The sequence below is a fragment of the Bradyrhizobium sp. MOS003 genome (assembly GCF_003020125.1).
GTDB lineage: Bacteria > Pseudomonadota > Alphaproteobacteria > Rhizobiales > Xanthobacteraceae > Bradyrhizobium.
In genome coordinates, this window is record NZ_PYFW01000008.1 from 151838 (window position 1) to 177752 (window position 25915).

Below are 25915 nucleotides of genomic sequence, written 5' to 3' on the forward strand. Positions count from 1 at the left end.
AACAAACGGTAGGGAACATGGGAAGACGATCCGAGCGGTTGAGTAGGCAGGGCGTGCTCGCTGGCGATGCCGGCGAGGGTGATGTCATTCAGGTGGTGTCGCGCGCGTTCGACGTGTTGCGATGCTTCGAGGGCCATGAGGCCAGGCTCGGCAATCTCGAGATTTCAAATCGCTGCGGCCTGCCGCGCTCGACGGTGTCGCGGCTGACGCACACGCTGACGCGGATGGGCCAGCTGGTCTATCTGCCGCGTGACCAGAAGTATCGCATCGGCCCGAGCGCGGTGGCGATGAGCGCTTCGATGATGAAGGGCGCGCAGCTGCGCAGCATGATCCGGCAACGGCTGCAGGAAGTCGCCGAGCAGCTGCCGGGCACCGTCGGCTTCGTCGTGCCCGATCGCTTCCATCTGGTCTATCTGCAGTTCGCGCGCTCGGCCTCGGCGCTGGGCCTTCACGAGGGCACCGGCAGCCGCATCTCGATGGCTTCGACCGCCGCGGGCGCGGCCTACACCGCAGCGCTAGCGCCGGAGATCGGCGATGCCTTCATCGCGGACGTCGAGCGCGAAGCGCCCGAGGCCGCGAAGATCCTCAAGCCACGCATCGAGGCCAACCGGCAGATGCTGCGCGAGCGCGGCTATGTCGTGGCCTGCGGCTTGTGGAGCCCGCACATCAACGGGCTCGCGGTGCCGATCTGGTCGCCGCAGTACCAGACCTACGTCGTCATCACGATCGGCCTTCTGTCAACGATGTATGACGAGCAGCGGCTGCATGCTGAAGTCGCACCCCTGATGCTCGAGCTCGGCCGTTCGCTCGGCAGCCTGATGGAGGGCGCGGAAGGCGACGCCTTCAACAACCGCATGTCGCGTAAACCGGTCGCAATGGCCGTGCACAACAATAACAAGCCGATCAATTCGGAGGGAGTGAATGAACTGGAAGCCGGAACTCGACGAGCTCGCCCGGCGCGAAGCCTTCGCGCGGGAGATGGGCGGCGTTGACAAGGTCAAGCGACAGCATGACCAGGGCCGGCTGACTGTTCGGGAGCGTATCGACGAGCTGATCGACCGCGATAGCTTCCACGAGATCGGTGCCGTCTCCGGCATCGGTGAGTACGATTCCAGCGGCGAGCTGCAGAAATTGACGCCGGCCAACTGCGTGTTCGGCCGCGCGCGCGTCGATGGCCGCACCGTGGTCGTGGTCGGCGACGATTTCACGGTCCGTGGTGGTTCGGCGGATGCGTCGATCTCCGCAAAGCCGTTGATGGCGGAGGAGATGGCGCATGATCTCCGTCTGCCCATCGTCCGTATCATCGAAGGCTCCGGCGGCGGCGGTTCGGTCAAGACCATCGAGACCAAGGGCGCGGCGAACCTGCCGGGCGGTATCGGCGGCACGCGCTGGTATCGCTTCACGACTGAGAACCTGTCGCGCGTGCCGGTGGTCGCACTCGGCCTCGGCTCCGTCGCAGGGCTCGGCGCCGCGCGGCTTGCCGCCAGCCACTATTCGATCATGACCCGGAAGTCCGCGATGTTCGTCGCGGGGCCGCCGGTGGTGAAGGCGTTGGGGCAGGACCTCTCGAAGGAGGAACTCGGCGGCGCCGACATCCAGACCCGCGCCGGCGCGGTCGATCATGCGGTCGACACCGAGGAGGAGGCCTTCGCCTGCGCGCGGCGCTTCCTGTCTTATTTGCCGTCCTCGGTCTACGAGCTGCCGCCGACCCTGCGCTGCACCGACAATCCAGAGCGCAGCGACGAGGCGCTGATGAACGCGGTGCCGCGCAACCGGAAGCAAGTCTACAAGATGCGCCCGATCATCGAGTCGGTCGTCGACAGGGGCTCGTTCTTCGAGGTCGGCAAGAATTTCGGCAAGCCTATCATCGTCGGTCTCGCCCGGCTCGAAGGCAGGGCCGTGCTGCTGCTCGCCAGCGATAGCTTTCACTATGGCGGCTCCTGGACGGCGGATGCCTGCCAGAAGGTGGTGCGCTGGGTCGACTTCGCCGAGACCTTCCATCTGCCGGTGGTCTATCTCATGGATTGCCCGGGCTTCATGATCGGTCTCGATGCCGAGAAGGCGGCGACCATCCGTCACGGCGTCCGCGTCATGGCCGCGGTGAACCAGACCACCGTGCCCTGGTGCACCGTGATCCTGCGCAACGCGTTCGGCGTTGCCGGGGTCGTGCACCAGCCGGCCGACCGCTTCTCGATCCGTTACGCCTGGCCCTCGGCCTATTGGGGCTCGCTGCCGCTCGAAGGCGGCATCGAGGCCGCCTACCGCGCCGACATCGACGCGGCCGAGGACAAGGCGGCCAAGCTGGAGGAAATCCAGGAGCGCCTCAACAAGCTGCGCTCGCCGTTCCGCTCGGCCGAGAAATTCTGGGTCGAGGAGATCATCGATCCCCGGAAGACACGGTCGCTGTTGTGCGAATTCGCCCGGCTGGCAGAGCCCTTGCGCAAGCCGGGACCGCCGGCGAACTTTTCGATCAGGCCGTAGCAGTGCGGCTGTCGTTGCGAAGCAATCGAGAAACTCAATAGACGCAACAGGAAGCGCCAATCGTGTATGACTTCATTATCGTGGGCGGCGGCTCTGCGGGGTCCGTGCTGGCCCACCGGCTTTCGGCGAAGAGTGCCAACAAGGTCCTGCTGTGCGAAGCCGGTCAGGACACGCCGCCCGGCAACGAGCCGGCCGAGATCAGGGACAGCTATCCGGGCACGGCCTATTTCGATCCGCGCTTCCACTGGACCGAGCTCAAGGTCACGACCCAGGTCGTCAGCCACAACAATCCGAACGAAGCCCGTCCCCCCTTACGTAAATACGAGCAGGCGCGCGTGCTGGGCGGCGGCTCGTCGATCAACGGCCAGATGGCCAATCGCGGCGCGCCCACCGATTACGACGAATGGGACGCGCGCGGCGCCGAGGGCTGGCGCTGGAACGATGTGCTGCCGTTCTTCAAGAAGGTCGAACGCGATCTCGATTTCGACGGCCCTTACCACGGCAAGGACGGCAGGATCCCTGTGCGCCGCATACCGCGCGAGCACTGGACGAAGCATTCGCAGGCCTTCGCCGATGCCTTCCAGCAGGCCGGCCATCAATTCCTGCCCGATCAGAACGGCGAGTTCGTCGACGGCTTCTTCCCGGTGACGCATTCCAACCAGGCCGAGCAGCGCGTCTCGGCCGCGATGGGCTATCTCGACCGCGACACCCGCCAGCGCGCCAATCTCACCATCTCCACCAACACGCAAGTCCGCGAGCTGCTGTTCGAGGGCACGCAATGCGTCGGCGTGAAGGCCGTGGTGAACGGACGCGAGCAGGAATTCCGCGGCCGCGAGATCATCCTCTCCAGCGGCGCGATCCATTCTCCGGCGCACCTGCTGCGCGCCGGCATCGGCCCGGTCGGCCACCTCAAGGATATGGGCATTCCCGTGCTGATGGGACTGCCCGGCGTCGGGCAACGCCTGATGGATCATCCCTCGATCTCGCTGTCGTCCTTCGTCCGCCGCGGCGCGCGCATGAACGAGCACACCAGGCGCCACATGCAGCTCGGCCTGCGCTATTCCTCCGGTCTCGAAGGCGTGCCGAAGGGCGACATGTTCGTCGTGCTGCTTTCCAAATCGGCCTGGCATGCGGTCGGCGAGCAGATCGGCTCGCTCTTGACCTTCGTCAACAAGACCTATTCCGAGACCGGACAGGTCAAGCTCGCCTCGCGCGATCCTTCGGCCGAGCCGATCGTCGAGTTCAATCTGTTGTCCGACCGGCGCGATCTCGATCGCCTGATGAGCGGCTTCCGCAAGATGGCGGCCATTCAGATGAGCGACATCGTGAAGAAGGTGACGGACAAGCCGTTCCCGGCCGCCTATACCGACAAGGTCCGCAAGATCGGCGTGGTCAATAACAAGAACAGGCTTCTGACCAAAATTGCCGCGACGCTGATGGACGGGCCGGCTGCGCTACGCCACTACATGATCGACAATTTCGTGGTCGAAGGGTTCACTTTCGATCAGGTGATCAACGACGACGAGGCGCTGGAAGCCTTCGTGCGCAAGGCGACCATCGGCGTCTGGCACGCCTCCTGCTCATGCCGCATGGGCCGCGCCGATGACCCGATGGCCGTGGTCGACAATCAGGGCCGCGTCAAGGGCATCCAGGGCCTGCGCGTCGTCGATGCCTCGATCTTCCCGGTGGTGCCATGCGCCAACACCAACTTTCCCGTGTTGATGTCGGCCGAGAAGATCGCGGCTGCGATCATGCAGTAGCGGTTGAACGCGCAGCGGTTTAGCAAGCCGCCCACCACACGGATTACGGAACATAACCTGTGTTAAGGGCGTCAGCAGAAGTCTTTTTCTGCCGCCTTTCAGGCCTATTTCGGTCAAACCAATATTGGTTTCTCCGAAGCGGGGCAGGACCTCCAACCCAGAGTCCTGCAAATGATCAAGCAAGTTCTTTCTGCGTGTTTCCTCATTGTCGCCGCCTCCGCCGCTTCCGAAGCTCGGCCTTATCGAATTCAGCAAGCGTCCGAATGCAACGTCACCATGCCCTGCGACTTCTCGTATTCGCAGCCGCGCCGCGAGCGGGCTCAAAGGTCCCCGTCATTGCAGGCCTATCGCTCGATGCAAATGACCGTGACTGATGGCAGCCCCGCCACCACCACAATGAGTGTTTCCGGCGAGCGCGTCGTCGGCGGCCGGCCGGCCGGTTGTCCCTCGTCCTTCTGCGGCTGCGGTGCATCGCTGCGCGTGTTCGGCCGCGTCGTACCGGAATTGAATCTGGCGTCCAACTGGTTGCGCTTTCCGCGCACGGCGCCGGCGCCGGGCATGGTCGCAGCGCGCCGCGGCCATGTCTTCGTTCTGGAGCAGCATCTCGCAGGCGACACCTGGATGGCGTATGACGCCAATTCCGGCGGTCACGCCACACGCATCCACGCGCGTTCGCTGCGGGGCTATACGGTCGTCAATCCGCGCGGCTGAGACCGTGTTGGAGGTGCCCGGCGTCATCACAGCCGGAGCACCTTGCCGGGATTCATGATGTTCCCGGGATCGAGCGCGCGCTTGATGGTCCGCATGATGTCGAGTTCGGTCTTCGAGCGGTAATGGCTGAGTTCGTCGAGCTTGTCGATGCCGATGCCGTGTTCCGCCGAGATCGAGCCGCCCATCGAGGTGACGAGATCGTTCACGGCCCGCGTGATGGCGCCCTTGTATTGGGTCAGCGTCTGCTGATCCATGCCTGATGGCCCCATGAACGAAAAGTGCAGATTGCCATCGCCGATGTGCCCGAGAGGATAGGGCCGGATGGTCGGGAGGATATCGCGCACGTCTTTGATGCCCTTGTCGATGAACTCCGAAATCCGGGAGATGGCCACCGACACATCGAAGCTGAGCCCGGGACCTTCGGCCCGGGAGGCCTCGGCGACAGTTTCGCGGATGCGCCACATGTTGCGCGATTGACCGACGGTCTGAGCGATCACCGCATCGAGCACGCGGCCGGGCTCGAGTTGATGACCAAGAAACTGCTCCATCTTCTCGGACATGCCCTCCGTGCCGTCCTGGCGCGCCCGCGAGGACGACCATTCCAGCAGCAGGTACCATGGCGTGTTCGCCTTGAGAGGATCCTGGGTGCCGGGAATATGGCGTAGCACCATGTCGATGGCGGCGCGGCTCATCAGCTCGCAGGAGCCGACATTGTCTGCGGATGCCGCATGCGCCTCCGACAGGATCTCCAGGGCCGCGCGCGGATCGCGGATCGCGAGCCACGATGTCGAGACGTCCTTCGGCGCCGGCCACAGCTTGAGCACGGCCTTGGTGATGATGCCGAGCGTACCCTCGGCGCCCATGAAGAGGTGCTTGAGGTCGTAGCCGGTATTGTCCTTCTTCAGCGCGCGCAATCCGTCCCAGACCTCGCCGCTCGGCAGCACGACCTCCAGCCCCAGCACGAGATTGCGGGCATTGCCGTAGCGCAGCACCTGCACTCCGCCGGCATTGGTCGACAGATTGCCGCCGATCATGCACGAGCCCTGGGCGCCGAGGCTGAGCGGCAGGAACCTGTCGTGCCGGCTTGCCGTCTCCTGAAGGGTCTGCAGCACGCAGCCGGCCTCGACCGTCATGGCGTAGCCGACGGGATCGACGTCCAGCACGCGGTTCATGCGGCCGAGCGACAACACGATGCCGGTGTGTGCAGGCCAGGGCGTGGCCCCGCCCATCAGGCCGGTATTGCCACCCTGCGGCACGATGGCGACGCCGTGCTGATGGCAAAGCCGGACCACTTTCGCGACTTCCTCTGTGCTGCCCGGCCGGACGACGGCGCCGGCACTGCCAGCCAGCAATCCGCGCCAATCCGTCACGAACGGCTGCTTGCCGTGCTCGTCCTCGATGAGGCCCTTCTCACCCACGATCGCGCGCAACGCATCCCGCAACTCGGCGGTCAGGGGAGTGGTCGGAATGGTGGGTTCGGACGACGGGAAGGCAGTCGGCATTTTCGTTTCCCCTTGGCGCATCTTGCTGTGCACTGCGCACGTAACGTGCCCTGCCATTGTTCACGTTTGGAGCGGGGAGTCTAACGGCAAGATGTCTCGACTGAGGCCGCTGAGCAAACGAGCCGCGAACTCGCCAAGTCATTGATCGATAATGATCCGGCTACTGTGCATGGGGTGGTTTTGGCGTTTCGGGTGGCCGGGCGCCCGCGCCAGCCCAAAAATTCGCTTTACAAGAATTCGGATATACCGTATGTGTTGCCCATCCCGCCCGCCGAAAAGGGGCGCTTCGCGATCGTCACGAGACGCGGGCCGGGAGGCGGTGGCCGCGACGGCGTCGGCGCGCTGGGCAGACTGCAGGGCGGGAAACCCCGTGAGCAGCGGCACGCGCGGTACGACACGGCGCTGACGGCGTCCTCGTTCGGTCCCGATGGCGAGCGCACGCCAGCCATCGGAGACAGGGGCGGGGATGTGCGCGGCGGCAAAATCGTGTGGTCCTGACGCCCGGGGTCTGTGCGTCAAGTGTTGCGGTGATGTTGCGGCCCGACCGGGTCGATACATCAGTCATCCGCAAGGCGACGGGGGCAATAGTGCATCGCTCCCCGGGGAGAGCGCGACATAAGCCGTAAAACCATCCGCGCAGGGAAGGCCGGACGACCGGCAACACCTGTGGTCCACCCCGTGCGCATCTTTGTTCGCACACGGGACTTCGGGTGCCAGCCGGCGCCCGGCCTTCCCTGCGCCCTTTCTTGACGAGAGGGCGCAACGAAGAGAGCAAAGCTCGGGCGAAATGTGCCGCGAGAATGCGGAAGTGTGTCTACATCCTGGCGGAAACGGCCTCCTCGCAAAGCTTGCTAGGTCGAGGCCGCCGCTGGCTGCAGCTTCGGTTGCCGCGAGAGCGCCAGCACGATCAGCGCGGCGAACACGCAGAGCGCACCCGCGATGAAAAATGCGGGCAGGTAGCTCTGGAGAAGCGTGCGCGACAGACCGGCACCGAATGCGGCGGTTCCGGCGCCGAGCTGATGGCCGGCGAAGATCCAGCCGAACACCAGATTGGCGCGTTCGGGCCCGAATTTCTGCGCGGTGAGGCGCACCGTCGGCGGCACCGTCGCGATCCAGTCGAGACCGTAGAACATCGCGAAGATCGACAGGCCGTAGAACGAGAAGTCGCTGAAGGGCAGGAAGATGAGCGAGAGCCCGCGCAGGCCGTAGTACCAGAACAGCAGATAGCGGTTGTCGTAACGGTCCGACAGCCAGCCCGACATGATGGTGCCGAAGAAGTCGAAGATGCCCATCGCCGCGAGCAGGCTGGCGGCCTGCACCTGCGGGATGCCGAAATCGAGGCACATCGGAATCAGATGCACCTGGACGAGACCGTTGGTGGAAGCGCCGCAGACGAAGAAGGTCGCGAACAGTATCCAGAACGCGCGCGACTTCGACGCATCGCGCAGCGTGCCGAGCGCCACGCCCGTGATCGAGCCATGGCTCACGGGCGGGGCAGGCAGGGGCTCGGTGCCCTCGTCGCCGAACGGGCGCAGGCCGACATCGCTCGGACGGTCGCGCATGACGAGAAGGACACCCAGTGCCGAAACGCCAAGCGCGATGCAGACGAAGCCGAGCGCCAGCCGCCAGCCGTAGCGCTCGGTCAGGCTTGCAAGGAGCGGCAGGAACACGAGCTGGCCGGTGGCAACGCTCGCGGTCAAAATGCCGACGACGAGACCGCGCCGTGCGGCGAACCAGCGCGTGGCAATCGTGGCGCCCAGCACCAGCGCGGTCATGCCGGTGCCGATGCCGATCACGACGCCCCAGAGCGCGACGAGCTGCCAGACCTGCGTCATGCCGAGCGAGGCGAGCAGCGCCGAGACGACGATAAGCTGGGCCAACAGCGTGACGTTGCGCAGGCCGTAGCGGTTGAGCAGGGCGGCGGCGAACGGTGCCATCAGCCCGAACAGGATGAAGCGGATCGACAGCGCGGAGGAGATCTCCGCCGTGCTCCAGCCGAACTCCTTCTGCAAGGGAATGATGAACACGCCGGGCGCGCCGACCGTGCCCGCGCTGATCAGCGCGGTGAGGAAGGTGACGCCGACCATCACCCAGCCATAATGGATATTGCGGCGGGACAATGCTGCCGCGAGCCAGTTCGAGATCATTGGGCCTCAATGTGGGTTGGCGGGGCCCGGGGGACCCGCGTCATCGTTGCAGTCTGGCATGAACAAGGGAAGTCTGAAATGACACATTTCCCTCTATTTCGGACGAAGCGGGTCAGCGCCCGAGCCGCTCCACCGCGGTCGCCGTCGCTTCGCCGCCGCCGATGCAGAGCGCGGCGATACCGCGTTTGAGATTGTTCGCCTCGAGCGCATGCAGGAGAGTCACGATCAGCCGCGCGCCGGTGGCACCGATCGGATGGCCGAGCGCGCAGGCGCCGCCATTGATGTTCAGCTTGTCGCGGGGAATGCCGAGGTCACGCTGCGCCGCCATCGCCACCACGGCAAAGGCCTCGTTGATTTCGAACAGATCGACATCGGAGGCAGCCCAACCGACCTTGTCGAGCAGCTTGCGGATCGCCGGGATCGGCGCCGTGGTGAACCATTGCGGCTCCTGGCTGTGAGTGGCGTGGCCCTTGATCTCCGCGAGAACGGGCAGGCCACCCCGATCGGCAAGCGAGCGCTTCGTCAGAACCAGCGCGGCCGCGCCGTCGGCATTGGCGGAGGAGGCGGCCGGCGTGATGGTGCCGTTGGCGCGGAATGCCGGCTTGAGGCCGGGGATCTTGGCCGGATCGACCTTCAGCGGATGCTCGTCATTGGCGACGATGCGGGGGCCAGCCTTCTCCGCGAGCGTGATCGGCGCAATCTCGGCCTTGAACGCGCCGCCCTCGACGGCCTTGCGGGCACGGCTGAGCGTTTCCATCGCATAGGCGTCCTGGTCCTTGCGGGTGAACTGATAGGCCTCCGCGGTGGCCTCGCCGAAATCGCCCATGGAACGGCCGGTCTCGTAGGCGTCCTCCAGGCCGTCCATCATCATGTGGTCGATGATGCGGTCATGGCCGACGCGATAGCCGCCGCGTGCCTTGGCCAGCAGATACGGCGCGTTGCTCATGCTCTCCATGCCGCCGGAGACGACGATGTCGGCCGAGCCGGCACGGATGATGTCGTGTGCCAGCATGGTCGCTTTCATGCCGGAGCCGCAGACCTTGTTGACGGTGGTGGCGCCGGTGGCGTCGGGCAGCCCGGCCGTGCGCGCCGCCTGGCGGGCGGGGGCCTGGCCTTGTCCTGCCGGCAGCACGCAGCCCATGAAGACCTCGTCGACCTTCTCCGGCGCCAGCCTCGCGCGCTCCAGCGCGGCGCCGATCACATGCGATCCAAGCTTGTGTGCGGGGAGCGGCGACAGCTCGCCCATGAAACGGCCGAGCGGGGTACGGGCGGCGGAAACGATGACGACGGGATCGGCGGCTTCGGCCATGATGGAGCTCCCTTGGCGATGATGTATAAGATTATGATCATCATATGATGCGGCGCAAAAAATGCAACCCGCGCCAGGGATGAGAAATTGTCGTGGGTGGGATGAGATTTGGTCGTCGATCGGAGGAGGCAGCCCTACCGCTTCCGGTTCACGAACGCCTGCATCAGCCGCGTCGGCTCGTCCGTCAGGAACGACTCGCCGAACACCTTCACGCTCAGATTCACCGACTCCGTCAGCGGCAGCTCCTCCCATTGCCGCAGCAGCGCCTTCTGCGAGCGCAGCGCTTCTGGGCCGCAGTCGAGCAGCGTGTTCACCAGATGCTCGACGGCGGCATCCAGTTCGCCCGGCGGGGCGACCTTGTCGACCAGTCCCCAAGCCAGCGCCGTCGGTGCGTCGATGTTCTCTGCGGTCATCACCAGCCAGCGCGCACGGGCCCAGCCGATCAGGCGAGGCAAGAGCGCCGCGTGGATCACCGAGGGGATGCCGACGCGAACCTCCGGCATGCCGAAATGCGCATCATGCGCGGCAATCCGAAAATCGCAGGCTGCCGCCACTTCGAGCCCGCCGCCGAGGCACCAGCCGGGCATGCGCGCGATCACGGGTGCTGGGAACTGGCGTACGGCCTCGCAAAGATCGCGCAGGTGGCTGATGAAGGCTTCGGCGGATCGTTGGTCGAGCTTGGCCATCTCCTTGATGTCGGCGCCGCCGATCATGCTCTTCTCGCTCTGGCCGCGCAGCACCACGACGCGGATGCTGCGGTCGGATGCAAGCTGCTGCAGGCCTTCGCGCAAGGCGTCGGTCACCGGCGAGCCGAGAATATTGAGCGGGCCGGCGTTGCAGATCGCGACATGAACGACGCCGCGTGCATCGCGCGTCACGCCGCAGTGGGGGTTGAGCATTTCCATCGTGGCATCTCGAAGGTTTCGTGGACCGGCGCGAGGCGCGCGGGTCGGTGCCACTTCCGGGCCGAAACGTCCTTGTTGTCAAGCGGGTGGGGAGGCGAGTTGCAAGTGCGAAGTCCGTGGCATAGTATGACGTTCATAATACCAAAGGGGTCCCATGACTGAACCCGACCAATTCGATCTGTTTTCGCCCGCGCAGCGGCGTGAACGCGTGGTGGACTGGCAGGTGCCGGCACCCGTCGCGAAAGTGGCGATGGGCCTGTCGGGCATGGATGCCATGCTGGGCATTCGCGACGGCCGGCTGCCGCCGCCGCCTTTTGCGAAACTGATCGGGTTCACAATGGCCGTTGTCGAGCCGGGCCGGATCGTCATGGAACTGGAGCCGCGCGAGGATCTCGAAAATACCATCGGCCTCCTGCATGGGGCGACGGCGGCGGCACTGATCGACACCGCGATGGGATGCGCGATCTCGACCCGGCTGGAAGCAGGGCAGAGCTCAGTGACGCTCGACCTGAAAATGACCTTCCTGCGTCCGCTCTCGGTTCGCTCGGGCCTGATCTCGGCCGAAGGCAAGGTGATCAAGCTCGGACGGCAGACCAGCTATACCGAAGGTTTCGTCCGGGACGGCAAGGGAGGCCTTGCGGTGCATGCAACTGCAACGTTTTCCATGATCGGAAGCAACTTAACATGAATTAATGCACCGGTTTCGGCATTTGCGTGTTATGAGATGACCCTCGACATTCAATGAGAACTGCATGCGCTATTCCCCGGAACACAAGCAGGAAACCCACGACCGCATCGTGAAGAAGGCCTCGGTGCGGCTGCGCGAAAAGGGCGCCCATGGCATCGGCGTCGCCGACCTCATGAAGGAGGCGGGCCTGACCCATGGCGGCTTCTATGCGCATTTCGATTCCCGCGAGGCGCTGGTCATCGAGGCGTTCGGTTATGCGATGGACCGCTCGATGGAGCACTGGCGCAAGCTCACGGACGAGGTTTCGCCGGACAAGCGGCTGGCGATGATCGCGGACGCCTACCTGTCGACACTGCATCGTGACAATCCCGGCCATGGCTGCTCGATTCCCGCGCTCGGTGCCGAGATTGCCCGCGAGAGCCCGAAGGCGCGAAAGGCATTTGCCGGCAAGCTCGACGAGATGATCGAGATGCTGGCGGACAACATCCCGAACGTGCCCCGCAAGGCCGCTCGCAAGCAGGCGGTTGCGACGTTGGCGACGATGGCCGGCACCATGCTGCTGGCGCGCATCGCCGGGTCGAGCGAGCTCTCCGACGAGGTGTTGAAGGTGGGCCGGGACAGTGCGCTGGATTGCGTGAAGCGCGAGCCGAGGGCGTCGGCGGGGAAGAAGGCGAAGACCTAGTCGAGGTGCTGCCGTAGGGTGGGCAAAGGCGCGATTGCGCCGTGCCCACCATCTGTCTCGATGGATAGAGGAGGTGGGCACGCTACGATTTGCCCACCCTACGAGACCTACACTACCTCCCCGCAAATAGAGCCCGTTCACGCTCGACGATCTCGCCGATGTAGTCGGCCACCGCGCGTATCCGCGCCAGATCCTTGCTGTCGGCGTGCATCAGCATCCAGAACGTCCGGGTGATCGAGATCTCCTCCGGCAGCACGGCTTTCAGCTGCGGATAATCACTCGCCATGAAATGCGGCAGCACCGCGATGCCGAAGCCTGAGAGCGTGGCATTGAGCTGCGCGATCAGATTGGCGCTGCGGAAGCGCGCTGAGATCCGCGGCGAGACCTGCGGCAGATAATCGAGTTCCGGCGTGAACAGGAGTTCCTCGATGTAGCCGACGAAGCGGTGCTGCGGCAGGTCCTGCCGCGAGGCGATTCTCGGGAAGCGGTCCAGGTAGGTGGGGGCGGCGTAGAGGCCGAGACGGTAGTCGAGCAGCTTGCGGCCGACGATGCGGCCTTCCTTCGGCATGGTCAGGCTGATGGCGATATCGGCCTCGCGCTTGGAGAGACTGAACAGCCGCGCGGTGGCCACAAGTTGCAGATCGAGATCGGGATACCGGTCGGCGAAGGGTGCCAGCCGTGGCGCCAGGAAAGCGGTGCCGAACCCGTCGGGCGCGCCGATCCGCACCGTGCCGGTCAACCGCGCCACGGAGCCGCCGACCTGCTCCTGGTTGGCGACGATGGTCGATTCCATGGCTTCCGCGCTGTCGGCAACGCGCTGGCCGGCCTCGGTGAGGAGGTAGCCGGTCTTGCGCCGGTCAAACAGCTTGGCCGAGAGGTGCTTCTCCAGGCGGTCGACGCGGCGGATCACGGTGGCGTGGTCGACCCCAAGCTGTTTCGCCGCAGCCGAGACCGAGCCGCCCCGCACGATGGCCAGCACAAAGCGAAAGTCGTCCCAATCGATAGCGCCTTGATCCAGCATTTTCGCACATCTATGGTGCATTATCTCGGACTTGAATCCTATAAAATGCAGGTCGATAGGATTTGTCAAAGCGGATCAGGCCTTAAGGAGAGCATTCCATGCGTTCAGTCGGACATTTCATCGGGGGCAAGGAAGTCAAGGGCACCTCGGGCCGCACCGCCGACGTTTTCGAGCCGATGACCGGTGACGTCCAGGCCAAGGTGGCGCTGGCGTCCAAGGCCGAAGTCCGCGCCGCCGTCGAGAACGCGCGCGCCGCACAGCCGGAATGGGCCGCGACCAATCCGCAGCGCCGCGCCCGCGTCATGATGAAATTCGTCGAGCTGGTTCAGCGCGACTATGACAAGCTCGCCGAGCTGCTTGCCCGCGAGCACGGCAAGACCGTTCCGGACGCCAAGGGCGACATCCAGCGCGGCCTCGAGGTCGCCGAATTCGCCTGCGGCATTCCGCATCTGATGAAGGGCGAATATACCGAGGGCGCCGGCCCCGGCATCGACATCTATTCGATGCGCCAGGCGCTCGGCGTCGTCGCCGGCATCACGCCGTTCAACTTCCCGGCGATGATCCCGATGTGGAAGTTTGCCCCGGCGATTGCCTGCGGCAATGCCTTCATCCTCAAGCCGTCCGAGCGCGATCCCGGCGTACCGATGCTGCTTGCCGAACTGATGATCGAGGCGGGCCTGCCGGCCGGCATCCTCAACGTCGTCAACGGCGACAAGGAAGCCGTCGATGCCATCCTTGACGACCCCGATATCAAGGCCGTCGGATTCGTCGGCTCCACCCCGATCGCGCAGTACATCTATGAGCGCGCCGCCCAGACCGGCAAGCGCTGCCAGTGCTTTGGTGGGGCCAAGAACCACGCCATCATCATGCCCGACGCCGACATGGACCAGGCCGTGGATGCGCTGATCGGCGCGGGTTATGGCTCGGCCGGCGAGCGCTGCATGGCCGTCTCCGTCGCGGTCCCCGTCGGCAAGTCCACCGCCGACCGTTTGATGGAAAAGCTGATCCCGCGCGTCGAGTCGCTCAAGATCGGTACCTCGATCGATCCGTCCGCCGATTACGGTCCGCTCGTGACGCGCGAAGCGGTCGAGAAGGTCAAGGGCTACATCGACATCGGCATCAAGGAAGGCGCCACGCTCGCCGTCGACGGTCGCGGCTTCAAGATGCAGGGCTACGAAAACGGCTTCTATCTCGGCGGTTCGCTGTTCGACAACGTCACCAAGGACATGCGGATCTACAAGGAAGAGATCTTCGGTCCCGTGCTCTCCGTCGTGCGCGCGCACGACTACAAGGAAGCGCTGGCGCTGCCGTCGGAGCATGATTACGGCAACGGCGTTGCCATCTTCACCCGCGACGGCGATGCCGCGCGAGATTTCGCGGCCAAGGTCAATGTCGGCATGGTCGGCATCAACGTGCCGATCCCGGTGCCGATCGCCTATTACACCTTCGGCGGCTGGAAGAAGTCGGGCTTCGGCGACCTCAACCAGCACGGCCCGGATTCGGTCCGCTTCTACACCAAGACCAAGACGGTGACCTCGCGCTGGCCGTCCGGTGTCAAGGAAGGTGCGGAGTTCTCGATCCCGCTGATGAAGTGACGGCCTCGGCCGTCATTGCGAGGAGCCCTTGCGACGAAGCAATCCAGGGTCTTTCCGCGAAGACAGTCTGGATTGCTTCGCTGCGCTCGCAATGACGGAAATAAGGTAGGCGGCAGCATGCAATTCGCTCTGAACGAGGATCAGATCGCAATTCGCGACATGGCGCTGGCGTTTGCGGCGGAAAAGATTGCGCCGCATGCGCTGCGCTGGGACGAGGAGAAGCATTTCCCCGTCGAGGTGATGCGCGAGGCGGCCATGCTCGGCATGGGCGGCATCTACATCCGCGAGGATGTCGGGGGATCCGCGATGACGCGGTTCGACGCGGCGCTGATCTTCGAGGCGCTGGCGACGGGCTGTCCGACCACCTCGGCCTTCATCTCCATTCACAACATGGCGAGCTGGATGATCGATGCCTTCGGCAGCGACACCCAGCGCCACACATGGCTGCCAAAGCTCTGCACCATGGAGCTGATCGCGAGCTACTGCCTGACCGAGCCGGGCGCGGGCTCCGATGCGGCCGCGCTGCGCACCCGCGCGGTGCGCGACGGCGAGCATTACGTGCTCAACGGCCAGAAGCAGTTCATCTCGGGCGCCGGTGGCACAGATCTCCTGGTCGCGATGGTGCGCACCGGCGGCGATGGCCCGGGCGGTATTTCGACCCTCGTCATCGACGGCAAGACGCCGGGCGTCTCCTTCGGCGCCAATGAACGGAAGATGGGCTGGAACGCGCAGCCGACCCGCGCTGTGATGTTCGAGAATGCCCGTGTGCCGGTCGCCAATCGCCTCAGCGAGGAGGGCATCGGCTTCAAGATCGCGATGGCCGGGCTCGACGGCGGCCGCCTCAACATCACGGCCTGTTCGATCGGCGGCGCCCAGACCGCGCTCGACAAGGCGCGCGCCTACATGAAGGAGCGCAAGGCGTTCGGAAAGCGCCTCGACGAATTCCAGGCACTGCAATTCCGCCTCGCCGACATGGCGATCGAACTCGAGGCTGCGCGCACGTTCCTGTGGCGGGCGGCTGCGGCGCTGGACCGAAAAGACCCCGATGCCACCATGCTGTGCGCGATGGCAAAACGCTTCGGCACCGACGTCGGCTTCGAGGTCGCCAACCATGCGCTGCAGCTCCACGGCGGCTACGGGTACTTAAGCGAATACGGCATCGAGAAGATTGTGCGCGATCTGCGCGTGCACCAGATCCTCGAAGGCACCAATGAAATCATGCGGCTGATCGTGGCGCGCAAGCTGATCGAGGGCGCGCGATGAATTCGGTGGAAGAGGGCGATCTGATCGCCCGCGTCGAGGGCGCGGCTGGCGTCATCAGGCTCAACCGTCCGAAGGCGATCAACGCCGCGACGCTGGAGATGTTTCGCGACATCGACAAGGCGCTCGACCGCTTCGAGGCCGATCCGGCCGTCGCATTGATCGTGCTGGAAGGTGCCGGCGAGCGTGGCCTGTGTGCCGGCGGTGACATTCGTACGCTCTGGGAGAGCTCGAAAGCCAATGGCGATCTCGGCAAGATCCTGTGGCGCGAGGAATACATCCTCAACGCCCGGATCAAGAAATTCCCAAAGCCGTATGTCGCGTTCATGGACGGTATCGTGATGGGCGGCGGCGTCGGCCTCTCGGCTCATGCCAGCCACCGCATCGTCACCGATCGCACCAAGCTCGCGATGCCCGAGGTCGGGCTCGGCTTCTTTCCGGATGTCGGCGGCACCTATCTGCTGTCGCGCTCGCCGGGCGAGATCGGCACTTACTTCGGGCTGACCGGCCAGACAATGAACGGGCCCGACGCCATCCATGCGAAGTTCGCCGACGCGGTGGTGCGGTTGGCCAAATGGCCGGAGCTGCGCGAAGCGCTGACCAAGGTTCGTCCAGGCGTAACTGCGGCCGATGTCGGCAAGCTGATCAACGGCTTTGCGACCGGCGAGACCGCCGGGCCGGTGGCCGCGAAGCAGTCTGTGATCGACGCATTGTTCGGCTTCGACCGCATGGAAGACATTTTTGCCGCGCTGAAACGTGAGGGCTCGGAGTTCGCCTTGGCGACCCTGAAGACGCTCAACGAAAAATCGCCGCGCGGTATGGTGGTGACGCTGAAACTGCTGCGGCTCGCGCGTACCGCGTCGAGCCTGGAGGAGTGCCTGGTGCGCGAATATCGCGCCGCGCTCGAAGTTTTCCGCAGCGACGATTTCCGAGAGGGCGTGCGTGCGGCCGTGATCGACAAGGACCGCAACCCGGTCTGGTCGCCGCCGCGGATCGAGGATGTGACGCCAGAGATGCTTGCGCCGTATCTCGCCGGGATCGGTGCCGACGAGCTGAAGTTCAACTAAGCAACGATTGAAGCGGAGGAAACGACAATGGCCACGATCGCATTCATCGGTCTCGGCAACATGGGCGGCCCGATGGCGGCCAATCTGGTCAAGGCGGGCCACAAGGTGGTGGCGTTCGATCTCGTCGAGGCCTCGCGCAATCAGGCCAAGGCTGACGGCGCGGCCATCGCCGACAGCGCCGCGGGCGCGGCGAAGGACGCCGATGTCGTCGTCACCATGCTGCCCGCAGGCAAGCACGTGCTCGGCGTCTGGAACGAAATCCTTCCCGCGATGACCAAGGGCGCGCTGGTCATCGACAGCTCCACCATCGACGTGGAGAGCGCGAGGGCCGCGCATGCGCTCGCCGCCAAGCACGGCGTGCTTTCGGTGGATGCGCCGGTCTCCGGCGGCACCGGCGGCGCCAAGGGCGCGACGCTCACCTTCATGTGCGGTGGCGAGGCGAACGCATTCGCGGCGGCCAAGCCGGTGCTGGAGAACATGGGCAAGAAGATCGTCCATTGCGGCGGCGCCGGCGCGGGGCAGGCGGCCAAGATCTGCAACAACATGATCCTCGGCATCTCCATGATCGCGGTGAGCGAGGCGTTTGCACTGGCTGAGAAGCTCGGGCTCTCGCACCAGGCGCTGTTCGATGTCGCCTCGACCTCGTCGGGCCAGTGCTGGTCGCTGACGACCTATTGCCCGGTGCCGGGCCCGGTGCCGACCTCGCCCGCCAACAACGACTACAAGCCGGGCTTTGCTTCCGCGTTGATGGTGAAGGATCTGACGCTGGCGCAGGACGCCGCGAAGGCCGCGGGCGCGGCCACCCCGCTCGGCAAGCATGCGCAGGAGATCTATCAGTCTTTCGACGCAGCCGGCCAAGGCGGGGTGGATTTTTCCGGAATTATCAAGCACGTTCGCGGCCTCGCTGGACAATAGCGAGGCTTCGTAGCCCGGATGGAGCGAAGCGAAATCCGGGATAGTCCCTTCTGGGGCTGGCCGCGCCGGATTGCGCTTCGCTCCATCCGGGCTACGCTCGAACATCCATTCGACGGGCCCGGAACATGACGACATTTCAGGACGCGCGCGCGTTTCTGCTCAAGCACCGCACGGATTACGAGGCCGCGGTCAAAGGATTCCGCTGGCCGGATCCGGTTCCCTTCAATTGGGCGCTCGACTGGTTCGACGAACTGGCGAAGGATGCCGAAGCCAAGGACCGGCCGGCACTCTGGATCGTCGACGCCGCGCAGGATCGCCAGACCAAGCTGTCCTTCGCGGCGCTCTCGAAGCGCTCAAACCAGGTCGCGAATTTCCTTCGCGCGCAGGGTCTGAAGCGCGGCGATCATCTGCTGCTGCTGCTCGGCAACGTGGTTCCGCTGTGGGAGACGATGCTGGCGGCGATGAAGCTCGGCGTCGTCGTGATTCCCGCGACCACGCTGCTCACCGCCGATGAGCTGCGCGACCGGCTCGATCGCGGCAGGGCGAAGGCGGTGGTGGCGGCCGAGGACCAGGTCGCGAAATTCGCAAGCCTGGGTGCGGAGAATATCGTCCGCATCGTGGTCGGCGCGGCCCATGACGGATGGCTCTCCTATGATGAGTCCGCAAAGGCCCTTGAGAGTTTTTCCGCCGACGGCCCCACCAATGCCGACGATCCGATGCTGCTCTATTTCACCTCGGGCACGACGGCAAAACCAAAACTCGTCCGGCACAGCCAGCGCAGCTATCCCGTCGGTCATCTCTCGACCATGTACTGGATCGGGCTGAAACCCGGCGACGTCCATCTCAACATCTCCTCGCCCGGCTGGGCCAAGCATGCATGGAGCTGTTTTTTCGCACCGTGGAATGCGGGCGCGACCGTGTTCGTGGTCAACCAGCCGCGCTTCGATGCGAAGGGCCTGCTTGCCACGATCGGCCGGTGCGGTGTCACCACGCTGTGCGCGCCGCCGACCGTGTGGCGGCTGTTCATCCAGGAGAACCTGGCGTCGTTCAAGGTGGCCTTGCGCGAGGTCTGCGGCGCCGGCGAGCCGCTCAACCCTGAAGTGATCGACCAGGTGCAGGCCGCCTGGGGTCTCACCATTCGCGACGGCTATGGCCAGACCGAAACCACGGCATTGGCCGGCAACTCGCCGGGCCAGAAGATCAAGATCGGCTCGATGGGCCGGCCGCTGCCGGGCTATCGCGTGCAGATCAGCGACGCCGACGGCAACAAGGCGAGGGAAGGCGAGGTCACGCTGGTGCTCGGCACCGAGCGGCCCGCCGGCCTGATGCAGGGCTATCAGGGCGATGACGGCAAGCTCTCCGGCGCCGAGGGCGAGCTCTATCGCAGCGGCGATGTCGTGTTCGAGGATGACGACGGCCATCTTACCTTCGTCGGTCGTTCCGACGACGTGTTCAAGTCGTCGGATTACCGTATCAGCCCGTTCGAGCTGGAAAGCGTCTTGCTCGAGCACGAGCTTGTCGCCGAAGCGGCGGTGGTGCCGAGCCCCGATCCGATCCGGCTCGCGATCCCCAAGGCGTTCGTGCTGCTGAGATCAGGCGCGGAGCGGACGCCGGAGACCGCGCTCTCCATTTTCAAGCATCTGCACGCGCGCCTTGCGCCATTCAAGCGGATCCGCCGCCTCGAGATCGTCACCGAGCTGCCGAAGACGATCTCAGGAAAAATCCGGCGCGTTCAGCTGCGGCGGCTCGAGCGCGACGACGACCGCGAGGATCCCCTGCGCGGTCGCGAATTCCGGGAAGAGGATTTTCCGGAGCTGGTGAAGACAAGAAGTGAGACTTAATTGGAGCATGTCATTCCGGAGCGATGCGTAGCATCGAGCCCGGAATCCATATTGGGCGGCAGAATCGTTGCCAAATGGATTCCGGGCTCGCGCTGCGCGCGCCCCGGAATGACGGCATTTGGAGTTGCTGAATGAACGAAATCTGGAAGAAGCCGCCGATCACGCTTCAGGCCTATCAGGCCATGATCGGCAAGGAGATCGGCGTGTCCTCGTGGCACCTGATCGATCAGCCCCGCATCGACACCTATGCCGACGTGACCGAGGATCACCAGTTCATCCACGTCGATCCCGAGAGGGCGAAGGAGACGGCGTTCGGCACCACCATCGCGCACGGTTTCCTCACGATGTCGATGCTGTCGGTGATGTCCTACGAAGTGATGCCGGCAATTGCGGGGACCACGATGGGCGTCAATTACGGCTTCGACAAGCTGCGCTTCATTTCGCCGGTCCGCTCTGGCAAGCGCGTCCGCGGCCGGTTCGTGTTGGCCGAAGCCAAGCTGCGCAAGCCGAACGAGTTGCAGTCCCGCACCAACGTCACGGTGGAGATCGAAGGCGAGGACAAGCCGGCGCTTGTCGCGGACTGGCTCGGGTTGATCTATTTCGCCTGATCCGGGCGTCGGTGCCGGGCTTGACCCGGCAACCCATCGCTGCTCAAAAGCCGGTCAAATCGCGCTCGGTGCACCCTCTCCCCTTGCGGGAGAGGGTGGCTTCGCGGAACGCGAAGCCGGGTGAGGGGTATCTCTCCACGAACTCGGCTGCCGAGAGAGACCCACATCCGGCGCTGCGCGCCACCTTCTCCCACAAGGGGAGAAGGGAAGAAGACAGGAAGTTGCACAATGGCAATCAGGTTCGACGGACGCGTCGCCATCGTCACCGGCGCGGGCAATGGTCTCGGCAAGGCGCATGCGCTGGGGTTGGCCAGCCGCGGCGCAAAGGTCGTCGTCAACGATTTCGGCGGCGCGCGTGACGGCACCGGCGGTTCGCTGTCGCCGGCGGAGAGCGTGGTCGAGGAAATCCGCAAAGCCGGTGGCACCGCGATGGCCGACGGTGCCGACGTCTCGAATTTCGAGCAGGTCACTGCCATGGTCGAGCGCGCCACCAAGGAGTGGGGCAGCGTCGATTTGATGTGCGCCAATGCCGGCATCCTGCGCGACAAGTCGTTCGGCAAGATGGAAGCGGCCGATTTCCAGAAGGTGCTCGACGTGCATCTCGTCGGGACCTTCTATTGCTGCAAGGCGGCCTGGGCCGGCATGCGCGACCGCAGTTACGGCCGCATCGTGCTGACGACGTCGTCCTCCGGCCTCTACGGCAATTTCGGCCAGGCCAATTACGGCGCGGCGAAGTCCGGCATGGTCGGCCTGATGAACGTGCTCGCCGAAGAAGGCCGCAAGAACAACATCCGCGTCAACATCATCTCGCCGACGGCCGCGACCCGCATGACCGAAGAGCTGCTGCCGCCGCAGGCGCTGCAGCTGATGAAGCCGAACGCGATCACGCCCGCGGTCGAGTACATGCTGAGCGAGGACGCGCCGACCCGCACCATCATGGGCGCCGGCGCCGGGTCCTTTGCCGTGATCAAGATCCTGGAGAGCGAAGGCATCAACCTGCCGGAATCCGAATGGACGCCGGACGCGGTTGCCGCGCATTTCGAAGAGATCAGCGACATGTCGAAGGCCAGGGCGCTGCAGGGCGCGTTCGAGCAGACGCAGAAATACGTGGCGCAGGCCGCGGCACGGGCGGGGATCAAGCTCTGACCGACGTCGCCGTCATCGGGGCCGGTCCCGCCGGGCTGATGGCGGCGGAGGTGCTGGTGCAAGGCGGTGCCCGCGTGACGGTCTATGACGCGATGCCGTCAGCTGGCCGCAAGTTCCTGATGGCGGGCCGCGGCGGGCTCAATCTGACCCACAGCGAGCCGCTCGCTCAATTCATGGCGCGGTATCGCGAGGCGGGACCCAAGCTGCAAGCGGCGATCGAGGCGTTTTCGCCCGACGCGCTGCGCGCGTGGAGCGAAGCGCTGGGTGAGCCGACTTTCGTCGGCACCAGCGGGCGGGTGTTTCCAAAAGCGTTCAAGGCCTCGCCCTTGCTGCGCGCCTGGCTGCGGCGGCTCGATGCGAGCAGTGTACGGTTTGCGTTTCGCCATCGCTGGACCGGCTGGGACGGTGAGGGACGGCTGCTGTTTCGAACGCCTGAGGGCGTGGCACCCGTTGTCGCCAATGCGACCGTGCTGGCGTTGGGCGGTGCAAGCTGGCCGCGGCTGGGGTCGGACGGCAGCTGGGCCGACATCCTTGCCGCGAAGGGCGTTGCCGTCTCAGAGCTTCGGCCAGCCAATTCCGGCTTCATGGTCGCCTGGTCAAATGTGTTCCGCGATCGTTTCGAGGGTCAGCCGCTCAAGGGTGTGGCGCTGACCGTCGGTGCACACACCGTGCGCGGCGAAGCCATGATCACGCGCAGCGGCATCGAGGGCGGTGCGATTTACGCGCTGTCGGCGGAATTGCGCGAGGCGGTCCTGGGTCTCGGGCAGGCGACGCTGATGATCGCCTTGCGGCCAGATCTCGATGCCGCGGTTCTGACGACGCGGCTATCGGGCACGCGCGGCAAGCAATCGCTCGCGAACTTCCTGCGCAAGGCGGCGCAATTGTCGCCGGTCGGCATCGGCCTGTTGCAGGAGGCTGCGCTTGCATCCGGCCGACCGCTGGCCGCGTTCTCGCCGGCCGAGCTTGCGCAACTCGTGAACGCGATTCCGGTGCAGCTCACCGGCGTTGCTCCGATCGAGCGCGCGATCTCGACCGCGGGAGGGATCACCTTCGACGAACTCGACGAGCACTTCATGCTGCGCAAGCTGCCCGGCGTTTTCGCCGCTGGCGAGATGCTGGATTGGGAAGCGCCGACCGGTGGGTATTTGTTGCAGGCGTCGTTCGCGACGGGGGCTGCGGCGGGCAGGGGCGTGCTGGAGCGGCTCAAGCACTAACCGCCGTCATTGCGAGCGTAGCGAAGCAATCCAGAGTCTGTCCGCGGTAAGAGTCTGGATTGCTTCGTCGCTTCGTTCCTCGCAATGACGGTCGAGAGAGTTGCGGCCTACCGCAACTTCCCGCGCGCCGCCACCGGCAGCGTTCCGATGATCTCCTCGCCGCGGACCATCACCACTTCGTCCATCATGTTGACGACGACGCAGACGTGGTTCGGCACGATGCGGACGACGTCGCCGACGTTGGGCCGCGTGTTGCTGCGGGAGAGATCGAGGAAGCCGTGCTCCTCGGCGAATTTCGCGATCTTGGCTTCGGGGTGCTCGAGGATCAGGCCGTGGCCGTCGAGGCCACCGGTATCAGTGGTCAGCGTCTTCGAGCCGGCGTCGAGAATACCGCGCTCGGGAGCGGCGCGGCTCACCACGGTCGAATAGATGTGCAGCGCGCAGTCGTCCCAGCTGGCGACGCCGGCCGCGACCTGCATGCGGTCGTTGTAGATGTAGGTGCCGAAGCGGTGCTCGGTGCCGCCCTTGAGCTTGCCGATGTTCGTGAGGTTCGGCGTGCCGCCGGTCGAGACGATCTTGGCGTCTAGCCCGTGCGCGCGCACGCCGGCCAACGCCTCGTCGAGAAATTTCTGCGCATCGCCCCAGCCGGTCTCGGTCGGATACATCATGAAGCCGGCGAATTGCAGTCCCTTCGATGCGGCGATCTCGCGCGCCAGAGCAATGGCTTCGGCGGGCGTCTCGACGCCGGCGCGTTTGCGTCCGGTGTCGCATTCGACCACGACCAAGAGCGGGCGGCCCGACGCCGCAGCAGCCTTGGGCAGGCCGGCGACGACGGTGGAATTGTCGGCCGCGACCGTCATGCTGACCTTGGCATTCAGCGCGCCGAGCCGCGCCATCTTCTCCTCGCCGAGAAGGTTGTAGCTGATCAGGATGTCATCGATGCCGGCATTGGCCATGATCTCGGCCTCGCCGATCTTCTGGCAGGTGATGCCCCTGGCGCCGGCCGCGACCTGCATCTTCGCGAGCGTCGGGTTCTTGTGCGTCTTGATGTGGGGACGGTTGGCGATGCCGGCGTCATCGCAGGCTTGCTGTATCCGCGCGATGTTGCGCTCGACCTTGTCCATGTCGATGACGGCGCAGGGCGTGCCGTATTCGCGGGCGATCTTGGCGGCGAGAGTGGTGGTCATGGAAGTCTCTTAGTTGGCGCGCATTCTGATCGCAAAACCGGTGCCCACTTTTGCGGAATGCGCGCTAGGCCTGTTCAATCTCTTCACGAAGCATTTCGAGCTCGAGCCACCGCTCTTCAGCGGCGGACAGTTCGTCGTGCGCCTTGGCGATGGCGGCGGAAGTGTCGTCGAATTTCTTGCGATTCTTGGTGTAGAGATTGGGATCGTCGAGCACGCGCTGCAGTCTTGCAATATCGGCTTGCAACGCTTCCATCTTCTTCGGCAGCGTGTCCAGCGCGTGCTTCTCGTTGAAGCTCAGCTTGCGCTTCGGCGCGGAGGCGGGGGCAGCGGAGCGCCCCTCTTTCTTCTCGGCAGCCGGCGTTGCCTTGGCCGCTTCGCGTTTCAAATCCGCGCCGCGCTGGATCAGCATGTCGCTGTAGCCGCCGGCATATTCGGTCCATTTGCCGTTGCCCTCGGGCGCGATCACGGAGGTGACGACGCGATCGAGGAAGTCGCGGTCATGGCTGATCAGGATGACTGTGCCCTCGTAGTCGCCGAGCATGTCTTCGAGCACGTCGAGGGTTTCGAGATCGAGGTCGTTGGTCGGCTCGTCCAGCACCAGCAGGTTCGACGGCTTGGCCAGCGCGCGCGCCAGCATCAGCCGGCCGCGCTCGCCGCCGGAGAGCACTTCCACCGGCGTGCCGCGCTGCTCCTGCGCAAACAGGAAGTCCTTCATGTAACCGACGACATGCTTCGGCTTGCCGCCGACCATGATCTGGTCGCCGCGGCCACCGGTCAGCGCTTCCGCCAGGGTGGATTTCGGATCGAGGCTTTCGCGGTGCTGATCGAGCGTCGCGACCTCCAGATTGGCGCCGAGACGTATCGTGCCGGAATCCGGCTGCGCGGCTCCGGTGAGCAGATTGACCAGCGTGGTCTTGCCGGCGCCGTTCGGGCCGATGATGCCGAGCCGGTCGCCGCGCTGGATGCGTGTCGAGAAATTGTCGACGATCATGCGGTCGCCATAGGCCTTGGTGACGCCCTTCGCCTCGATCACCAGCTTGCCGGATTGCTCCGCCTCTGCCGCCGCGAGACTGGCGCTGCCGGCCGTGCCGCGATAATTGCGCCGCTGGTCGCGCAGCGCATGCAGATTGCCGAGACGCTTCACGTTGCGCTTGCGCCGGCCGGAGACGCCGTGGCGCAGCCAGTGCTCTTCGTCGACGATCTTGCGGTCGAGCTTGTGCTGGTCGCGCTCTTCTTCCGCCAGCACCTCGTCGCGCCAGCTCTCGAACGAGGCAAAGCCGCGGTCGATCTGCTTGATCTTGCCGCGGTCGAGCCAGGCGGTGGAGCGCGACAGATTGGTCAGGAAGCGGCGGTCATGGCTGATGATCACCAGCGCGCTGCGGCGGCTGTCCAGCTCCTGCTCCAGCCACTCGATAGTCGCGAGATCGAGGTGGTTGGTCGGCTCGTCCAGCAGCAAAATGTCGGGCGAGGGCGCCAGCACAAAAGCCAGCGCTGCGCGGCGCGCCTCGCCGCCGGAGAGATTATGCGGGTCCTCCTCGCCGGTCAGCCCGAGTTGTTCCAGCAGATAGCGTGCCTGGTGCTGGTCGTCGCCGGGCGCGAGCCCGGACTCGACATAGGCCAGCGTGGTCTTGTGCTCGCCGAAGTCAGGCTCCTGCGGAAGATAGCGGACGGTTGCGCCCGGCTGCACGAAGCGTGTCCCGCCGTCGGGTTCGACGAGGCCGGCCGCGATCTTCAGCAGTGTCGATTTGCCGGAGCCGTTGCGGCCGATCAAACAGACGCGCTCGCCGGGTGCGACGTTCAGCTCGACACCGCTCAAAAGCGGCGTGCCGCCAAAGGTCAGCTTGATGTCTTTCAGTTGGATCAGCGGGGGCGCCAT

21 protein-coding genes are annotated in these 25915 nt (G+C 65.1%); 14 read left to right on the top strand and 7 right to left on the bottom strand.

All coding sequences use genetic code 11. From position 1 onward, the window contains the following. Nucleotides 1–17: 17 nt before the first annotated feature. The 4 genes from C7G42_RS28085 to C7G42_RS35510 all read left to right on the top strand — a co-directional run bounded on the left by C7G42_RS28085 (nucleotide 18) and on the right by C7G42_RS35510 (nucleotide 4952). Nucleotides 18–992 (top strand): IclR family transcriptional regulator, encoded by a 975-nt coding sequence (locus C7G42_RS28085; RefSeq protein ID WP_106952163.1) that lies wholly within the window; start codon nucleotides 18–20, stop codon nucleotides 990–992. Beyond that, a complete protein-coding gene (locus C7G42_RS28090; RefSeq protein ID WP_106952164.1) occupies nucleotides 922–2481 on the top strand; it encodes an acyl-CoA carboxylase subunit beta in 1560 nt (519 codons plus the stop codon). Before C7G42_RS28085 ends, C7G42_RS28090 begins: the two co-directional genes overlap by 71 nt. A 62-nt stretch (nucleotides 2482–2543) precedes the next feature. Continuing rightward, a complete protein-coding gene (locus C7G42_RS28095; protein ID WP_106952165.1) occupies nucleotides 2544–4241 on the top strand; it encodes a GMC family oxidoreductase in 1698 nt (565 codons plus the stop codon). Nucleotides 4242–4601: 360 nt separating this feature from the next. Further along, the gene (locus C7G42_RS35510; RefSeq protein WP_502694239.1) at nucleotides 4602–4952 is read left to right on the top strand and encodes a hypothetical protein; all 351 of its coding nucleotides are present in this window, start codon (nucleotides 4602–4604) and stop codon (nucleotides 4950–4952) included. 26 nt (nucleotides 4953–4978) lie between these two features. Here C7G42_RS35510 and C7G42_RS28105 read toward each other — a convergent pair whose 3' ends face one another. The 4 genes from C7G42_RS28105 to C7G42_RS28125 all read right to left on the bottom strand — a co-directional run bounded on the left by C7G42_RS28105 (nucleotide 4979) and on the right by C7G42_RS28125 (nucleotide 10815). Beyond that, nucleotides 4979–6454: an FAD-binding oxidoreductase gene (locus C7G42_RS28105; protein WP_106952166.1), complete on the bottom strand. Its 1476-nt coding sequence runs from the start codon at nucleotides 6452–6454 to the stop codon at nucleotides 4979–4981. 851 nt (nucleotides 6455–7305) lie between these two features. Next, complete coding sequence (locus tag C7G42_RS28115; protein WP_106952168.1) at nucleotides 7306–8601, bottom strand: MFS transporter; 1296 nt, start codon at nucleotides 8599–8601, stop codon at nucleotides 7306–7308. Nucleotides 8602–8713: 112 nt separating this feature from the next. Continuing rightward, nucleotides 8714–9910 carry an acetyl-CoA C-acyltransferase gene (locus tag C7G42_RS28120; RefSeq protein WP_106952169.1) on the bottom strand — a complete coding sequence of 399 codons (1197 nt, stop codon included), beginning with the start codon at nucleotides 9908–9910 and terminating at the stop codon, nucleotides 8714–8716. 134 nt (nucleotides 9911–10044) lie between these two features. After that, on the bottom strand, nucleotides 10045–10815 hold the full coding sequence (locus C7G42_RS28125; protein ID WP_106952170.1) for an enoyl-CoA hydratase: 771 nt from the start codon (nucleotides 10813–10815) through the stop codon (nucleotides 10045–10047). Nucleotides 10816–10969: 154 nt separating this feature from the next. On the opposite strand from C7G42_RS28125, the gene C7G42_RS28130 reads away from it, so the two are divergent. After that, nucleotides 10970–11503, top strand: a complete 534-nt coding sequence (locus C7G42_RS28130) for a PaaI family thioesterase (RefSeq protein ID WP_106952171.1) — start codon at nucleotides 10970–10972, stop codon at nucleotides 11501–11503. 64 nt (nucleotides 11504–11567) lie between these two features. Beyond that, nucleotides 11568–12185 carry a TetR/AcrR family transcriptional regulator gene (locus tag C7G42_RS28135; protein ID WP_106952172.1) on the top strand — a complete coding sequence of 206 codons (618 nt, stop codon included), beginning with the start codon at nucleotides 11568–11570 and terminating at the stop codon, nucleotides 12183–12185. 112 nt (nucleotides 12186–12297) lie between these two features. Here C7G42_RS28135 and C7G42_RS28140 read toward each other — a convergent pair whose 3' ends face one another. Continuing rightward, nucleotides 12298–13206 carry a LysR family transcriptional regulator gene (locus C7G42_RS28140; RefSeq protein ID WP_106952173.1) on the bottom strand — a complete coding sequence of 303 codons (909 nt, stop codon included), beginning with the start codon at nucleotides 13204–13206 and terminating at the stop codon, nucleotides 12298–12300. Between the two features lie 98 nt (nucleotides 13207–13304). Here C7G42_RS28140 and C7G42_RS28145 point away from each other — a divergent pair, with 98 nt between their 5' ends. From C7G42_RS28145 to C7G42_RS28185, 8 genes are all read left to right on the top strand, one after another. Further along, nucleotides 13305–14801: a CoA-acylating methylmalonate-semialdehyde dehydrogenase gene (locus C7G42_RS28145; RefSeq protein ID WP_038946438.1), complete on the top strand. Its 1497-nt coding sequence runs from the start codon at nucleotides 13305–13307 to the stop codon at nucleotides 14799–14801. 117 nt (nucleotides 14802–14918) lie between these two features. Then, entirely contained in the window at nucleotides 14919–16064 is a 1146-nt protein-coding gene (locus C7G42_RS28155) for an isobutyryl-CoA dehydrogenase (protein ID WP_106952175.1), read from the top strand. After that, a complete protein-coding gene (locus C7G42_RS28160; RefSeq protein WP_106952176.1) occupies nucleotides 16061–17128 on the top strand; it encodes an enoyl-CoA hydratase/isomerase family protein in 1068 nt (355 codons plus the stop codon). Before C7G42_RS28155 ends, C7G42_RS28160 begins: the two co-directional genes overlap by 4 nt. 6 nt (nucleotides 17129–17134) lie before the next feature. Continuing rightward, nucleotides 17135–18043, top strand: a complete 909-nt coding sequence (mmsB, locus tag C7G42_RS28165) for a 3-hydroxyisobutyrate dehydrogenase (protein WP_349627536.1) — start codon at nucleotides 17135–17137, stop codon at nucleotides 18041–18043. A 125-nt stretch (nucleotides 18044–18168) separates the two neighbouring features. Then, nucleotides 18169–19884 (top strand): AMP-binding protein, encoded by a 1716-nt coding sequence (locus C7G42_RS28170; protein ID WP_106952178.1) that lies wholly within the window; start codon nucleotides 18169–18171, stop codon nucleotides 19882–19884. 131 nt (nucleotides 19885–20015) lie between these two features. Next, nucleotides 20016–20492 (top strand): MaoC family dehydratase, encoded by a 477-nt coding sequence (locus C7G42_RS28175; RefSeq protein WP_106952179.1) that lies wholly within the window; start codon nucleotides 20016–20018, stop codon nucleotides 20490–20492. Nucleotides 20493–20720: 228 nt separating this feature from the next. After that, a complete protein-coding gene (locus tag C7G42_RS28180) occupies nucleotides 20721–21638 on the top strand; it encodes an SDR family NAD(P)-dependent oxidoreductase (protein ID WP_106952180.1) in 918 nt (305 codons plus the stop codon). Next, nucleotides 21635–22852 carry a BaiN/RdsA family NAD(P)/FAD-dependent oxidoreductase gene (locus C7G42_RS28185; protein WP_106952288.1) on the top strand — a complete coding sequence of 406 codons (1218 nt, stop codon included), beginning with the start codon at nucleotides 21635–21637 and terminating at the stop codon, nucleotides 22850–22852. Before C7G42_RS28180 ends, C7G42_RS28185 begins: the two co-directional genes overlap by 4 nt. Before the next feature lie 107 nt (nucleotides 22853–22959). Here C7G42_RS28185 and C7G42_RS28190 read toward each other — a convergent pair whose 3' ends face one another. Further along, nucleotides 22960–24039 carry a D-TA family PLP-dependent enzyme gene (locus tag C7G42_RS28190; RefSeq protein WP_106952181.1) on the bottom strand — a complete coding sequence of 360 codons (1080 nt, stop codon included), beginning with the start codon at nucleotides 24037–24039 and terminating at the stop codon, nucleotides 22960–22962. Between the two features lie 64 nt (nucleotides 24040–24103). Continuing rightward, nucleotides 24104–25915, bottom strand: coding sequence for an ABC-F family ATP-binding cassette domain-containing protein (locus C7G42_RS28195; RefSeq protein WP_106952182.1), 1812 nt, complete (start codon nucleotides 25913–25915; stop codon nucleotides 24104–24106).

What these genes read in the sequence shown, in the direction of transcription:
- C7G42_RS28085 (WP_106952163.1), top strand. Translation starts at nt 18, where the DNA reads ATGGGAAGACGATCCGAGCGGTTGAGTAGGCAGGGCGTGCTCGCTGGC.
- C7G42_RS28090 (WP_106952164.1), top strand. Translation starts at nt 922, where the DNA reads ATGAACTGGAAGCCGGAACTCGACGAGCTCGCCCGGCGCGAAGCCTTC.
- C7G42_RS35510 (WP_502694239.1), top strand. Translation starts at nt 4,602, where the DNA reads ATGACCGTGACTGATGGCAGCCCCGCCACCACCACAATGAGTGTTTCC.
- C7G42_RS28105 (WP_106952166.1), bottom strand. Translation starts at nt 6,454, where the DNA reads ATGCCGACTGCCTTCCCGTCGTCCGAACCCACCATTCCGACCACTCCC.
- C7G42_RS28115 (WP_106952168.1), bottom strand. Translation starts at nt 8,601, where the DNA reads ATGATCTCGAACTGGCTCGCGGCAGCATTGTCCCGCCGCAATATCCAT.
- C7G42_RS28120 (WP_106952169.1), bottom strand. Translation starts at nt 9,910, where the DNA reads ATGGCCGAAGCCGCCGATCCCGTCGTCATCGTTTCCGCCGCCCGTACC.
- C7G42_RS28125 (WP_106952170.1), bottom strand. Translation starts at nt 10,815, where the DNA reads ATGGAAATGCTCAACCCCCACTGCGGCGTGACGCGCGATGCACGCGGC.
- C7G42_RS28130 (WP_106952171.1), top strand. Translation starts at nt 10,970, where the DNA reads ATGACTGAACCCGACCAATTCGATCTGTTTTCGCCCGCGCAGCGGCGT.
- C7G42_RS28135 (WP_106952172.1), top strand. Translation starts at nt 11,568, where the DNA reads ATGCGCTATTCCCCGGAACACAAGCAGGAAACCCACGACCGCATCGTG.
- C7G42_RS28140 (WP_106952173.1), bottom strand. Translation starts at nt 13,206, where the DNA reads ATGCTGGATCAAGGCGCTATCGATTGGGACGACTTTCGCTTTGTGCTG.
- C7G42_RS28145 (WP_038946438.1), top strand. Translation starts at nt 13,305, where the DNA reads ATGCGTTCAGTCGGACATTTCATCGGGGGCAAGGAAGTCAAGGGCACC.
- C7G42_RS28155 (WP_106952175.1), top strand. Translation starts at nt 14,919, where the DNA reads ATGCAATTCGCTCTGAACGAGGATCAGATCGCAATTCGCGACATGGCG.
- C7G42_RS28160 (WP_106952176.1), top strand. Translation starts at nt 16,061, where the DNA reads ATGAATTCGGTGGAAGAGGGCGATCTGATCGCCCGCGTCGAGGGCGCG.
- C7G42_RS28170 (WP_106952178.1), top strand. Translation starts at nt 18,169, where the DNA reads ATGACGACATTTCAGGACGCGCGCGCGTTTCTGCTCAAGCACCGCACG.
- C7G42_RS28175 (WP_106952179.1), top strand. Translation starts at nt 20,016, where the DNA reads ATGAACGAAATCTGGAAGAAGCCGCCGATCACGCTTCAGGCCTATCAG.
- C7G42_RS28180 (WP_106952180.1), top strand. Translation starts at nt 20,721, where the DNA reads ATGGCAATCAGGTTCGACGGACGCGTCGCCATCGTCACCGGCGCGGGC.
- C7G42_RS28190 (WP_106952181.1), bottom strand. Translation starts at nt 24,039, where the DNA reads ATGACCACCACTCTCGCCGCCAAGATCGCCCGCGAATACGGCACGCCC.
- C7G42_RS28195 (WP_106952182.1), bottom strand. Translation starts at nt 25,915, where the DNA reads ATGGCGCCCCCGCTGATCCAACTGAAAGACATCAAGCTGACCTTTGGC.